General features: G+C 73.0%; 11 protein-coding genes. 5 read left to right on the top strand and 6 right to left on the bottom strand.

All coding sequences use genetic code 11. From position 1 onward, the window contains the following. Positions 1-75: 75 nt before the first annotated feature. Genes ITJ85_RS02400 through ITJ85_RS02390 form a run of 3 tightly spaced genes read right to left on the bottom strand, consistent with a single transcriptional unit; the run spans position 76 to position 2,797 of the window. On the bottom strand, positions 76-795 hold the full coding sequence (locus ITJ85_RS02400; protein WP_217914763.1) for a cytochrome c biogenesis CcdA family protein: 720 nt from the start codon (positions 793-795) through the stop codon (positions 76-78). Then, positions 792-1,415 (bottom strand): TlpA family protein disulfide reductase, encoded by a 624-nt coding sequence (locus ITJ85_RS02395; RefSeq protein ID WP_217914762.1) that lies wholly within the window; start codon positions 1,413-1,415, stop codon positions 792-794. The genes ITJ85_RS02400 and ITJ85_RS02395 overlap by 4 nt, the downstream gene beginning before the upstream one ends. After that, positions 1,412-2,797 (bottom strand): hemolysin family protein, encoded by a 1,386-nt coding sequence (locus ITJ85_RS02390; protein ID WP_217914761.1) that lies wholly within the window; start codon positions 2,795-2,797, stop codon positions 1,412-1,414. Before ITJ85_RS02390 ends, ITJ85_RS02395 begins: the two co-directional genes overlap by 4 nt. A gap of 403 nt (positions 2,798-3,200) precedes the next feature. On the opposite strand from ITJ85_RS02390, the gene ITJ85_RS02385 reads away from it, so the two are divergent. The 3 genes from ITJ85_RS02385 to ITJ85_RS02375 are packed head-to-tail and all read left to right on the top strand — an operon-like array spanning position 3,201 to position 6,005. Then, on the top strand, positions 3,201-3,827 hold the full coding sequence (locus tag ITJ85_RS02385; protein WP_217914760.1) for a DUF305 domain-containing protein: 627 nt from the start codon (positions 3,201-3,203) through the stop codon (positions 3,825-3,827). 46 nt (positions 3,828-3,873) lie between these two features. Further along, a complete protein-coding gene (locus ITJ85_RS02380) occupies positions 3,874-4,560 on the top strand; it encodes a response regulator transcription factor (RefSeq protein WP_217914759.1) in 687 nt (228 codons plus the stop codon). After that, positions 4,557-6,005: a sensor histidine kinase gene (locus ITJ85_RS02375; RefSeq protein WP_217914758.1), complete on the top strand. Its 1,449-nt coding sequence runs from the start codon at positions 4,557-4,559 to the stop codon at positions 6,003-6,005. The genes ITJ85_RS02380 and ITJ85_RS02375 overlap by 4 nt, the downstream gene beginning before the upstream one ends. Here ITJ85_RS02375 and ITJ85_RS02370 read toward each other — a convergent pair. Then, positions 5,944-6,903 carry a C39 family peptidase gene (locus ITJ85_RS02370; RefSeq protein WP_217914757.1) on the bottom strand — a complete coding sequence of 320 codons (960 nt, stop codon included), beginning with the start codon at positions 6,901-6,903 and terminating at the stop codon, positions 5,944-5,946. The two genes, ITJ85_RS02375 and ITJ85_RS02370, sit on opposite strands and share 62 nt — an antisense overlap. 25 nt (positions 6,904-6,928) lie before the next feature. Beyond that, positions 6,929-7,702 carry a class I SAM-dependent methyltransferase gene (locus tag ITJ85_RS02365; RefSeq protein WP_217914756.1) on the bottom strand — a complete coding sequence of 258 codons (774 nt, stop codon included), beginning with the start codon at positions 7,700-7,702 and terminating at the stop codon, positions 6,929-6,931. A 251-nt stretch (positions 7,703-7,953) separates the two neighbouring features. Between ITJ85_RS02365 and ITJ85_RS02360 the strand changes: the two genes are divergently transcribed. Both ITJ85_RS02360 and ITJ85_RS02355 read left to right on the top strand, forming a co-directional pair. Next, positions 7,954-8,934, top strand: coding sequence for a lysylphosphatidylglycerol synthase transmembrane domain-containing protein (locus tag ITJ85_RS02360; protein ID WP_217914755.1), 981 nt, complete (start codon positions 7,954-7,956; stop codon positions 8,932-8,934). Further along, positions 8,931-10,880 (top strand): phosphatase PAP2 family protein, encoded by a 1,950-nt coding sequence (locus ITJ85_RS02355; protein WP_217914754.1) that lies wholly within the window; start codon positions 8,931-8,933, stop codon positions 10,878-10,880. Before ITJ85_RS02360 ends, ITJ85_RS02355 begins: the two co-directional genes overlap by 4 nt. Before the next feature lie 83 nt (positions 10,881-10,963). Here the strand turns inward: ITJ85_RS02355 and mrdA are convergent, their stop codons facing one another. Beyond that, positions 10,964-12,880: a penicillin-binding protein 2 gene (gene mrdA / locus ITJ85_RS02350; protein ID WP_217914753.1), complete on the bottom strand. Its 1,917-nt coding sequence runs from the start codon at positions 12,878-12,880 to the stop codon at positions 10,964-10,966. Positions 12,881-12,889 lie beyond the last annotated feature (9 nt).

Genomic DNA, 12,889 nt, shown 5'->3' with positions numbered 1-12,889 from the left:
CGGGCTCGGGATCGCTCCATGTGAGTGCCCGAATGAGGGCAATTCAGTCGTTTGTCGCCAGCCGGCGGCCTCGCCCTAGCCGAACTGATTGAAGCGCGCGAGCTCGCGGGTGATCGCGGCCAGCTGCCCGCTCGCCACGAGCACGCCCATCGCCGCGACGCCCGCCCCGGAGGCCGTCGCCATCACCGCGCCGGCCCGGCGCACCCGGCGGAAGACGCCCAGTGACCGGTCGAACGCCAGGCTCGTCGCCAGGAAGGGGACGCCGAGGCCCGCCGAGTACGCGAGCAGCAGGGCGGCGCCGCCTGCGGGGCTCTGCCCGGTACCGGCGAAGGTGAGGATGGCGCCGAGGATCGGCCCGATGCACGGCGTCCAGCCGATCGCGAAGACGACCCCGGTGAGCGCCCCGCCGCCCGCCCGGCCGCCGCGGCCGCGCGCCCATGCGAGCGGCCGCCACTCGCGCTGGGCGAGCCCGAGTCGTGGGCCCAGGAGGATGAGTAGCCCGAGCGCGAGCAGCAGGACGCCGCCGACGATTTCCAGCGTGCGCCGCTCCTCCTTCAGCACCGCGCCCACCCCTCCCACGCCGGCGCCGAGGAGGGTGAAGACGGCGGCGAAGCCGAGGATGAACGCCAGCGTGGGGATCACGACGGCGCGCCGCTCGCCTCCGATGCGGTCGGCCGACACGCCCGACACGAAGGCCAGGTAGCCGGGTACCAACGCGAGCACGCAGGGCGAGAGGAAGGACAGCAGGCCGCCGGCCATCGCCACAGCGAACGCGGTGACGCCGAGCTCGGTCACCGGCTCGGCGGCGAGAGGATCAGGTCGAGCCCGTCGGCAATCTGGTCGGCGTCGATCTCACCGACCCAGTGGGCGCGGACCCGCCCGGCGCGGTCGAGGAAGTACGTCTCGGGAAGACCGGTGAGCCCATAGCGGCGGTACGTGCCCTCGCCCTTGTCGCGCACGTGGGGGTACGTCTGCTTGAACCTCTCAATGAAGTCGCGAGCGTTCCCCGTGAGGTCCTGCACGTCCACCCCGAGAACGACGGCTCCCCTCGCCCGGCCGGCGCGCCAGGCGTCCTCGAGAATCGCCGCCTCGCGTCGGCACGGGTCGCACCACGATGCCCAGAAGTTCAGGATCACCGGACGGCCACGCAGCTCCGACAGGGACAGGTCGTCGCCCTCGCGCTTTCCGAGGGCTTCGCCGTTCGCCAGCACCGGGAGCGTGAACCCGGGGGCCTCCTCGAGCTCTCCCCGGGCGATCGCGCTGTCGATGCTGCGGTCGACGCCTCGGGCGGTCAATCCGAGGACGAGAAGCGCCACAAACGCCGCGACGGCGAGCAAGGCGACCGTGCCGGCGACGTATCGCCGCACTGAGCGGGTACGCCGCTCCCGCTCGTCATCAATCAAGTCGGCCGTCACGGTATCGCGATCCCACCGGAGGCGGAGTCTTGCGGCGGCCCCGCATGCCCCCCGCCCAGAGCCACGTGCTGCCGGCCGGGGCGGCGCGACTCAGTGGCGGCCTCACCCGCCCCCTCGATCGCGACGAGGACGACGCGGGTGCCGCGGGTCGCCTCCACGGTGAGCTGCCAGCCGTCGGCGGTCACGCTGTCGCCGGTCCGCGGCAGCCGCCCGAGCTTCGTGAACACGAGGCCGCCGACCGAGGTGACGGTCTCGTCGACGAGCTCCACGCCGTGGTCGGCGAGGTCCTCGAGCGGGACGTGACCGCGCACCATCAGCCGGCCGTCCGGGCGGTGGTCGACCGCCGGCGCGCGGTCGCGCTCGTCGTCGATCTCGCCGACGATCTCCTCGATCACGTCCTCGATGGTCACGACGCCGGCGAAGTCGCCGTACTCGTCGAGCACGACGGCGAGGGACGCGCGGCGGCTCTGCATCTGGCGCAGCAGGTCGTCGACCGGCTGGGTCTCCGGCACGAACATGGCCGCGCCGCAGAGCTGGGAGACCGGCACCTGCTCGCCGTGCTCCAGCAGGCCGCGGGCGAGCTGGCTCAGGTGCACGACGCCGCGGACGCCGTCGCCGTTCAGCACGGGGAAGCGGCTGTGGCGGGTGGCGAGGGCCTCGGTGAGGGCCGACCGGACGGGCGAGCCCGCGTCGAGGGTCATCACCTCCGGGCGCGGGGTCATGATGTCGCGGGTCAGCGTCTCCTGGAGGCCGAAGACGCCCTCCAGCATGTCCGCCTCCTCCGGCTCGATCGCGCCGCCCTCCTCACTCTGCGCGATCAGGATCTGGAGGTCCTCCGGGGAGGAGGCGAGCTCGCTCTCGGTCGCCGGTTGCACGCCCAGGAGCCGCACGAGGGCGTTGCCGGCGCCGTTCATCAGCACGATGAACGGCGAGAAGACGATCCGGAACCACTCGAGCGGGCGGGAGATGCTGAGGGCCGTCGCCTCGGCGCGCTGGATCGCCACCGACTTCGGCGCGAGCTCGCCGACCACCACGTGCAGCACCGTGATGATGATGAAGGCGAGCACCACGGCCGTCGCGGTCGAGGAGCCCGCGCCGAAGCCGACGGCCTCGAACGCGGGCTTGAAGAGCTGCGCGAACGCCGGCTCGCCCAGCCAGCCGAGGCCCAGGCTGGCGAGCGTGATGCCCAGCTGGCAGGCGGCGAGGTAGCGGTCGATGTGCCGGACCTGCTCGCGCGCGAGCACGGCCCCGCGCCGGCCGGCGTCGGCCAGCTGGTCGAGACGGGTCATCCGCGCGCGGGCGAGCGAGAACTCGGCGGCGACGAAGAAGCCGTTCAGCAGCACCAGGAAGAGCGCTGCGGCGATCTGGACCGCGTTGGTCACCGGCCCGTGGTTCCCTCGGGGATCTGCCGCCCGCCGCAGCGATCCGGCGAGCAACCCGGCGGACGGCGCGTCAACCGGGCTCGGGCCGGATCGTCAGATCGGCCTGCTTACGAGGCGACGCGCAGACGCGCGCCTGCGGCCCAGCCGTTTCCCGCTCCCACCTGATCGCCACGTGGACGCCTGGTTCCATGCGTGCGGACCGTGTCACCCGGCACGCCGCCGTGCAAGCCCGGCGCGGTCGCTCGTCATCAGTTCGTCATCGCTCGCCCTGCATCGCCGCCCTGCCGCACGGCACGCGGCCGGCGAGCGCCCGTGCTAGCCGCCGCGACCGCCGGCGATCGTCATCGTTCCGATACACGGCCGTGATACCCATCAACAATGACACGGGTATGAGGAGGCCTCGGTGACGAATCGCTTCTGGGCGATCTTGGCGGTGGTGGCTGTGGTCGCGATCGCCGGCGGCGTCGGTATCGGCGCGGCCATTTGGGCCGGCGGCGACCACGGAGACGACGCCGCCATGTCCGACATGGACACGGGGATGGACATGGACATGGGGACCGACATGTCCGAGGACGGCGAGTCGGGTCTGGACGAGCGGTCGTTCCTCGAGCAGATGGTGCCGCACCACGAGTCCGCCGTCGCGATGGCGAACATGGCGCTGGAGAAGAGCCAGCGGCCCGAGATCCGCAGGGTCGCGCAGGAGATCGTCTCCGCGCAGGAGCGGGAGATCGCGCAGATGCGCGCGTGGCACCGCGAGTGGTTCGGCGAGGAGCTCACGCCGAGCGAGACGGGACCGCACGCGGCGATGGACATGGGGGACCTTGAGACGGCGACGGGCGCCGAGTTCGATGCCGCGTTCCTCGAGGCGATGATCCCCCACCATGCAAGCGCGATCACCATGGCCGAGCAGGTCCTGCAGGGCTCTCCGCGCGACGAGGTCCGCACGGTCGCGGATGACATCATCAGCGCTCAGGCCGCCGAGATCGGCCAGATGCAGGAGTGGCGCGACGAGTGGTTCCCCGAGGGCTGAGGCCATGACGACACGAGGACCGGCGGCTCCACCCGCGAGCCGCTCGGTGCTCGTGGTCGACGACGAGCCGGGCATCATCGAAGTGGCGTCCGCCTACCTGCGCCGCGACGGCTTCCGCGTCCGGACGGCCATGACCGGTCAGCGGGCCCTGGAGTCCGTCGCCACACAGCCGCCCGACCTGATCGTCCTCGACCTCAAGCTCCCGGACATCCCGGGCGAGGAGGTCTGCGTCCGACTGCGACGCCATACGGCCGTCCCGATCATGATGCTGACCGCGAAGGCGGCGGAGGCCGACCGCCTGCGTGGCCTCGCGCTGGGCGCGGACGACTACCTGGTCAAGCCATTCTCGCCCAGGGAACTCGTCGCGCGCGCGCGGGCGATCCTGCGCCGAGCGCCCGGTTCGGAGCAGCCGCCCATGGATCTGCTCGTGATCGACGGCGGCCGGCTCGAGCTCGACCTTGCGGCCCATGAGGCACGTCTCGCCGGCACTACGGTCCCGCTGACCGCCACCGAGTTCCGCCTGCTGGCCACCCTCGCCCGCCAGCCGCGGCGCGTGTTCTCGCGCTTCGAGCTGCTGCAGACGCTGCAGGGGCCGGACGTCGACGGCTTCGAGCGGACGATCGACGTCCACGTGATGCGCATGCGCAAGAAGCTGGACGAGGCGGTGCCGGGAGCAGCGGAATACGTGACGACCGTCTACGGCGTGGGCTACCGCCTCGACGAGCAGGGATGAGCCGGGCGGCCGGGTTCGGGTTGCGAGCCCGACTCGTCGCGGCGTTCGTCGGGATCGCGGCGCTGACGACGCTCGTCGCAGCGCTGCTGACGAGCTTCGGTCTCCACGAGCGTTTCGACTCGTATCTCGCGCAGCGGACGGACGAGGCGGGCGAGAGCTCCGTCGCGCTCGCGGAGGCTGCGTACGGACGGTCCGGCCGATGGGCGGAGCGAAGCCTCGACCTCCTCGCCCACGAACTCATCCTGACCGGGTACGACTACCGCCTCCTCGCCGGGGCACGCGTGCTCCTCGACACGACCAAGCTGGAGAGCGACGGCGCCACCTTCCGGCGGGTCGCGCGGCTGCCCGTTCGCGGACCGGACGGTTCCGACGTCGCGTCGCTCGAGATGTACGCTCTCGGCCCCCGGGGCAACATGCCGGCCGACGACGCACTTCGGCGTGAGCTCGATCGGGCGCACCTTGTCGCCGCCGGGGTCGCCGGAATCGTGGCGATCATCGCCGGACTTTTCGTGGCAGGGAGACTCTCCCGCCCGCTGCAGCGCCTCTCGGAGGCGGCCCGCGCCCTCGGCAGCGGACGCCGGCCGCCGCCCCTGCCGCCGTCGGGTTCCCGCGAGGTGCGGGAGCTGGGCGAGTCGCTCAGCCATCTCGCCGAGGACCTCGATCGCCAGCAGCGAGCGCGCCGGCAGTTGGCTCAAGACCTCTCTCACGAGTTGCGGACCCCGCTCATGCTGCTGCAGAGCCGCATCGAGGCCATGCAGGACGGCGTAATGCCGTTCGACGAAGCCGGGCTCGCAACGCTTCATATCGAGACGCTCCGCCTCAGCAGGCTGATCGGCCAGATCGAGCGCCTCGCCGAGTCGGAGGCACACCCGCCGACGCTCCATCCTGAGATCGTCTCCCTCGATGCGCTCGCCCGTGAGGCTCACGGCGCGCTCGCCGCCGCCTTCGAGATCCGGGGCCTCGGGCTCGAGCTCGACGTGCCGCCGACGGCCGCCGTCGCCGACCGGGACGCCGTCGTCCAGATCATCACCAACCTCTTGAGCAACGCCCTGAAGTACGCTCCCGACGGCGGCTGCGTCCGGATGTCCACCGGGCGCGAGGCCGATAGGGCTGTCGTGCGAGTTCGCGACGACGGGCCCGGCTTCGCCGCCGACGAAGGCGTCCGGCTCTTCGACCGCTTCTATCGCGGCGCGCACGCCGGCGACCGGAGCGGCGGCGCGGGGCTCGGGCTCACCATCGCCCGAGGGCTGGCGGTTGCACAAGGCGGCGACCTCGGGGTCGAGACGACGGGCGGCGGCTCGTCGTTCGTCCTCTCGCTCCCCGCGCCGGGCGGCCCGCCCGCGGCCGGAGGATCGGCGCGCGACAGGGCACAGGGGCGGGCGGCTACGCGCGCGCCGGGTCGACAGGTGCGCCGATCGCCCGCCGACCAAGCCGATTCCACATGACCTCGAAATCGGATCTCGTCCAGAGCTCGCGCGTACCCCGTAGGACGTTCACGACCCGCAGGCGGCCGTCCCTCGTGACGCCGTTGAGGACGACGGTGTGCTCCCCGAAGTTGACGCGCACGCGCCGCCCGGCCGGCGAGCGCCACTCGCCGTACGGACCGTCGGAGAGCCCGATCCAGACCATCACCGCCGTACCGGACCGCACGCGGGCCACGATCTCCCCCGACGTACGGCCGCTGAGGTCGTCGAGTCGCGCCCCAAGACCCTCCGCGACCCGCATAACGGGAGCCTGGAACACACCGAAGCCGCCCGCCGTGCCGCCACCGTCTGGACGCCCCACGTAGCCCAGCTCGGGATCGCCCCACACCCGCGACGGCCCGTACCCCACGGGGTCGGGTGCGCCGCTCACCGGAAGCGCCGCCTGGAGCTGCAGTTGGGGGGCGCGACGGCCGACGGTGGCGAGTAGGACCTCCAGCGCAGCCGATTCGCAGTTGTTGCGCAGCGCCTGCGCGACGACGGGCGCTGCGACTGTGGAGGCGACCGGCCGCGCAGCGACGCGGATCGAGGACCGGTCACCTCGAGCCCGGACGGCGCGCAGCGCGAGCCGGGTGTCGAGCCGGTAGATCACGGTCGCTCGCCCCGTCCTCACGACCCACCGCCGCGGCACCTTCTCCGCGAGCAGCGCGCGCGCACGTACGAGATCCGGCACGCCATCGCGCATCGCCGAGGTCAGATCGACTCGTTGGGTCCGTTCACGACCGACCAGGATCTCAACCACCGGGCCGCTCGGGGATACGTACGGCGGATCCGAGGCGCTGCTCAGCGCGTCGATGACCCCGCGGACCAGGAACGCCGCCAGGGCGACGAGGGCGACCGCCGCGACGGCGCGTCGGCGCATCGAGCGGCGTCGGCGCACGAGGGCTCTAGGCCGGGCGGCTGCCGCGGACCAGGCCGGCTTCCGCGACCACCGACCGGCCCGACACGTCCGCGAAGCCGGTCTCCTCCAGAAGCTGCGCCCACGCCGACAGCGGCAGCGGGCGCTCGCACGTGCGGGCCATGAACCTCCAGGAGTTCTTCGCGATACGCCACCATCCCCCGGGCCCACGCCGCCCCAGCGCCGCGATCTTCCCGCGGATCACTGCACGGTCATGCGCGCTGCCCCCCCGGCCCAGCATTAGGTCCCCGATGATGAGATGACCGCCCGGACGCAACCAGACGGTGGCCGCGCGGAGGAGCCGGCGCTTGTCGTCGTCCGCGAGGTGGTGCAGGGCGTAATTCGAGACGACCGCGTCCAGCGAGGCCGCGGGAAGACGGAGGTTTTCGAGCGCGTCCACGACGGGGCGGATGTTGGTCAGCGCCTCACGCGCGGCGTTCTCGCGGAGGAGGCGGATCATCGCCGGGCTGACATCGACGGCGATCACCTCGGCACCCGCACGCGCGAGCGGAATCGTGACTTGGCCCGAGCCGCAGCCCATGTCGAGGACACGCATCCCGGGGCGGGCGGCCACCGACGTCACCACCGCATCGATGACGGCCGTCAGGCCGGCGTTCGCCGCAACGCCGTCGTTCCACGAGCGCGCACGGCGCGACCAGCGGCGTCGCTGCCCGGCGGCTCCGGTATGCCGCCGGGTCGAAGCGCGCAGCGGCCCGGCCGCGGTCGGCGTGGCGGGAGGCGGAGCGGGCGGTCGAGTCGTCATGGCGCATTGTCTAGAGCAGGATCGTGACGGGCCTATGACGCCAGGCGTCGAAAAACGGCCGTCCGGGGCGATGACGGGCCTCATACGAGGGAATGGGGGGTAGCGTCCGGACGGTGACGCAGGCCCCCCGGTGGAGCGACGCGCGGACGCGACGACACGTGTGGTCCATGCCGCGTCGGAACGCCCGCGGCGGGCCGCCCGGCCACGCCATGCGAGCCGCCGCACCCACGGCATCAAGGCTCGTCGCCGCCGTGCTCGCGCTCGCCGTCGTCGCGGCGGCGCTGTGGCGGCTGGAGTGGGAGACGCTCGCCTCGCTGGAGAGCGTGCACGCGTGGCTCCTCCTGCTGACCGCAGCGATGCTGCACCTGGCGACGCTTCCGATGAAGGCGGTCGCCTGGAGAAGCACCCTGGCGCCCGCGCTCGGCGACCGCCCGGTGCCCCTCGGCAGCGTGATGACGCCCGTGACGGTCGGCGCGCTGCTCAACACCGTGCTCGTGGGCCGTGTCGGGGAGGCGGCCAGGGTGGCCATGGTCCACGCCCGGCTGACCAGCGACGGCGGGTCCGCGCAGCTGGCGGCGGTGGTCGGCTCCGCGGTGACCGAGACGCTCGTATCCACGGCGGCGTGGGTCATGCTGGTCGCCGGCGTCGGGCTGCTGCTGCCGCTGCCCATCGGCGTCTGGCTCGTCGTCGTCGCCCTCGCAGCGATGTGGCTGCTCGTGCTCGCCGCTGCGTTCCGGTTCCGCACGCGGACAGGGGGCGCGGCACGCGGCTTGGTCGCTCGCGCGGCTCAAACCGTGCGGCGAGTCTGGGCGTCCGTCGCCCTCGGCCACCGCTCGCTCCGCCGGCGGGACGTCCTCGTCCCGCTCCTGGCCGCGAGCTTCGGCGGCTGGATCGCGCAGGGGGGCGGCGTGTACGCCGTCCTGCGGGCGTTCGACATTGCGGGGGGCTGGGAGGCCGCGGCGCTCGTGCTCGTAAGCGTCAGCGTCGCGCAGACGGTCCCGCTGCTGCCGGGGAACGTCGGCGTGTTCCAGGCCGCCGCCGCGCTGCCGCTCGTCGCCTCCTATGGCGTGCCCCCCGCCACGGCGGTGGCTGTCGGTGTAATCCTGCAGCTGGTCCAGTCCGGCCCCGTCGCGCTCGTCGGTGCGCTGACCCTCGCCCGCCAGGGCGAGGACCTCGGGCGCCTCTACGCGGCCGCGCGCAACCTTCGCCGACCGCTCGGTGGAGCCGGATGAGCGCCCTGGCCGTGCGACGGCCGCCGGGGATCCTCTCGTGGCGGCGTGAGGCACTGCTCTTCGTCGCCGCCTACCTCGCGTACTCGCTCGCCCGCGGCGCCACGACCGCTCCCCTCGGGACGGCGGTCGAAAACGCGCGCTCCATCGTCGAGCTGCAGGCGCGGCTCGGGATCGGGATGGAGCAGGCGGTCCAAGAACACCTGCTCGGGCACCCCGTCATGTGGATGCTGAACCAGCTCTACCTGGTCGCCCAGTTCGCGGTCGTGCCGGCCGCGCTCGCATGGGTCTATCGCCGGCGGCCGGCGCTGTACCCACGGCTCCGGACCACCGTGCTCGCGACCTGGGTGATCGCGCTGCCGGTCTATGCCCTCTTCCCGACTGCGCCGCCCCGTCTGGCGGACATGGGGGTGCTCGACACCGTGAGCTCGCAGACGCCGTTCGCGCTCGACTCCCCGCTCGTGACGGCCTTCTACAATCCGGTTGCCGCCGTGCCGAGCCTCCACGCGGGCTTCGCCTTCGCCGTCGGAGCGGCCGTCGCGGCGTCCACGGATCGCGCGTGGATCCGCTTGGCAGGCTTGGCGTGGGGACCGTTGATCGCGCTCGTGGTCATCGCGACGGGCAACCATTTCGTGCTCGACGTCGTGCTCGGCGTCGTTGCTGTGGTCGCGGGATACGCGATGGCGCTGCTCCTGCACCCGGGCCGTGTAGGCGCCGGCGACCGCGCCGTCGCGCCGCGCCCGGAACGTCATACGCCGCCCGCGGCTGCACTCAGGATCGCGCTGATCTGTCCGTACGATTGGGCGCGCCCGGGCGGTGTCCGCACGCACGTCGCCGGCCTCGCGGAGGCCCTCCGTGCGCGCGGCCACTCCGTCGACGTGCTGGCGGCGGGGGCGTCGACCGGGGCGCAGCGCGGCGTGACCCTCCTCGGCGCGGCGGTGCCGGTGCGCGCCAACGGCTCCATCGCGCGCATCGCGCTCGGTCCGGTGACTGCGCGCCGTACGCGCCGGGCTCTCGAGTCGGGCGGCTACGACGTCGTGCACGTCCATGAGCCGCTCGTCCCGGCGGTCTCATCGAGCGTCCTCCGCTGGCGGGGTGCGCCCCTCGTGGCGACCTTCCACATGTACAGCGACACGGCGCTCCACTACCGGCTCCTGGCGCCGTTCTTTCGGTGGCGGCTGCGCCGTCTCACGACGCGCATCGCGGTATCACGGCCGGCGAGCGTCTGCGCGAGCCACGTGTCGCGTATCGACGCCGTGATCCCGAACGGCGTCTGGCCGGGCGCCGAGGAGCCCCCAATCCGAATCGCGCCCGGCGGCGCCGAGCGGCGGATACTCTTCGTCGGGCGCCCCGAACCTCGCAAGGGGCTGCACGTGTTGCTGGCCGCCTTCGGCCGGCTTCCGGAGGGCGTCCGCCTCGACCTGATCGGGGTGGACCGGCACGAGCTTCTGCGCGCGTGCCCGGCCGCAGATGGGGCGGGCCGAATCACCGCTCACGGCCGGCTCCCCGACGGCGAGCGGCGGCTGCTGCTCCGGCGCGCCGACGTGCTCTGCGCGCCCGCACTGCGGGGCGAGAGCTTCGGCATCGTCGTCGCCGAAGCGATGGCTGAGGGCATTCCGGTCGTCGCCTCCGCCATCCCCGGCTACCAGGACGTCTTGACCCCAGGGTGCGGCCGACTCGTACCGCCCGGCGACCCCGATGCGCTCGCGGACGCGCTCGCCGACCTCCTCTCCGACGCGGCGCTGCGTGAACGGCTCGGCGCTGCCGGGCGGACCGCCGCCGCGCCGTTCGCGTGGAACCTCGTGGCCGCCCGAGTCGAGCGCGAGTATCTGCGTGCACTCGCCGACAACCCGGTCGCCGCGGTCCAACGCGTTGCAGGCATCGGCTCACCCGATGCCGCGGTCGCCTTGGGCGAGGATTCGACTGGAGCGGTCCCGACGGAGCGCTGAGCCACCGCATGCGTCGCGGGATCGATGCGCGACGCCGGCTCGAGCGTCGCGATGCGTGCAACCGGGCGGCGATGGTCCGCCGATCAGTTGGCGCTCGCACCCCCGCCGCACGCCCCGGCCTCGAACTTCAGGTACGCCGCCATCGTCCAGCAGACCGCCGGAGCGGCCGCGTTGGCGCCCTGACCGCCCTGCTCAACGACGACGGCCACGACGACGCGCGGCGCGGCCGCGGGCGCGAAACCCACGTACCAGGAGTGGTCGACCCCCGTCTCGTTCTCGGCCGTGCCCGTCTTCCCGGCGACGCGCACGCGATCCGGGAGACCGCCGAACACCGCGGTCGACGTCCCGTCGTGACCGTTCGCGGCCTGGAGCAGGCCGTCGCGCAGCGCCTGGAGCGTCTCCGGCGCCATACCGACCGATCGCTCGCCCCCGGCGGCGCTCAGACGCTGCACGACGCGGCCGGCCGGATCCTTCACGCGGCGGCCGAGCATCGGTGTGACGACGCGCCCGCCGTTCGCAATCGCCGCGTAGGCGACGGCCATCTGCAGCGGCGTCACGAGGAGGTTCCCCTGACCGGTGGACATGTTGATGGAGTCGCCCGGTTTCCACGTGCGGTCGAGTGGGTCCGGACTGTCCTGGAACGCGGTGCGCTTCCATTCCAGGTCGGGCACCACCCCGGCCTCGTCTCCGCCGGGCAGATCGATCCCAGTCGGCCTTCCGAGCCCGAACCGTCGCGCCTCGTCCTGGAGCGCGGCTCGCGGCATGTCGCGGTAGAACCGGTCGCCCAGCTGGTAGAAGAACGTGTCGCTCGAGACCTCGAGGGCTCGTCGCACGTCCACGGCTCCCCAGCTCCGGCTCTCGAAGCCGCGGAACAGCAGCCCGTAGAGCTCCAGCTCGCCGGGCGACGCGAGGATGTCGTCAGGGTGCAGGAAGCCGCGTCGCATCGCGGCGGCAGCGGTGATGACCTTGAACGTGGAGGCCGCGGGGTAGAGCCCGCCCACCGCGCGGTTGAGGAGCGGCCGACGAGGGTCCGACAGCAGGCGCTCGACCCCGCCAGGCCGCCGTCCGGAGAAGACCTCCGGGCGGTACGACGGATAGGAGGCGATCGCGAGCACCTCGCCCGTGCGCGGGTCGAGCGCGACGCCCGCCGCGCCGCCCTCGCTGCCGCTGGCGGCGACGCGCTCCGCGAGCGCCCGGCCGAGCGCCCGTTGGGTCGGCAGGTCGATCGCGAGCTCGAGGGTGTTCCCGCGGCGCGGTGCCGTCACGGAGACGGCACCGCGGCCGCGCGGTTCGCCGAAGGCATCGACCTCCACGACGGTCTCACCCGGCGTGCCGGCGAGGTACTCCTCGTACTGCGCCTCGAGGCCGCTGACCCCCACGGTCTCATCGCCGAGGTACCCCCGCGCCCGGTATTCGTCCAGCGTCTCCGCGGTGATCGGGCCCGTATAGCCGAGGACGTGCGCGAGCGACGTGCCCGCGACGTACTCGCGAGGGTACGTCTCCGCGAGGTCGATGCCCGGGAAGTCACGACGACGCTCCGAGAGATACCGCATCGTCGTGTCGTCGATATCCTCGGCGAGCATGACGGTTGCGAGCGGCGTGCCCGCCTTCGCTCGGATCTCCTTGATGAGGGGCTGCGCCGGAACGCCGAGCGCGCGGGCGAGTCGGCGGACGACCCCCCAACGGCGCCCGTCCTCGAACTCGGCCGCCCGCGCCACAACGCTCATCCCCGTGCGATGAGTGACGAGCGTCCGTCCCTCGCGGTCCACGATCGCGCCGCGTGGCGCCTCCTGACGCACGGTGCGCAGCCGGTTGGCGTCGGCGAGCTCCGCATAGCGCTCCTGGGAGATCACCTGGAGGAACCAGAGCCGCACCAGGAGGACCGCCAGCGCGGCGAAGGCGACCCCGCCGAGCATCGCCACGCGGACCGCGGAGTCGCGCCTCAGGACCGGGCGGGCCGGGCGGCGCGCTCGATCGGGCCGGCGGGTGGAGATCGTCATCGCGCGAAC

This window comes from Miltoncostaea marina (assembly GCF_018141525.1).
GTDB classification, from domain to species: domain Bacteria; phylum Actinomycetota; class Thermoleophilia; order Miltoncostaeales; family Miltoncostaeaceae; genus Miltoncostaea; species Miltoncostaea marina.
Note: the sequence above shows the minus strand (reverse complement) of the source record. Positions and strands in the feature narration are given on the sequence as shown.

Excerpts from the sequence above, each read along its gene's own strand:
- ITJ85_RS02370 (WP_217914757.1), bottom strand. The coding sequence starts at position 6,903 with ATGCGCCGACGCGCCGTCGCGGCGGTCGCCCTCGTCGCCCTGGCGGCG.
- ITJ85_RS02355 (WP_217914754.1), top strand. The coding sequence starts at position 8,931 with ATGAGCGCCCTGGCCGTGCGACGGCCGCCGGGGATCCTCTCGTGGCGG.
- mrdA (WP_217914753.1), bottom strand. The coding sequence starts at position 12,880 with ATGACGATCTCCACCCGCCGGCCCGATCGAGCGCGCCGCCCGGCCCGC.
- ITJ85_RS02375 (WP_217914758.1), top strand. The coding sequence starts at position 4,557 with ATGAGCCGGGCGGCCGGGTTCGGGTTGCGAGCCCGACTCGTCGCGGCG.
- ITJ85_RS02365 (WP_217914756.1), bottom strand. The coding sequence starts at position 7,702 with ATGACGACTCGACCGCCCGCTCCGCCTCCCGCCACGCCGACCGCGGCC.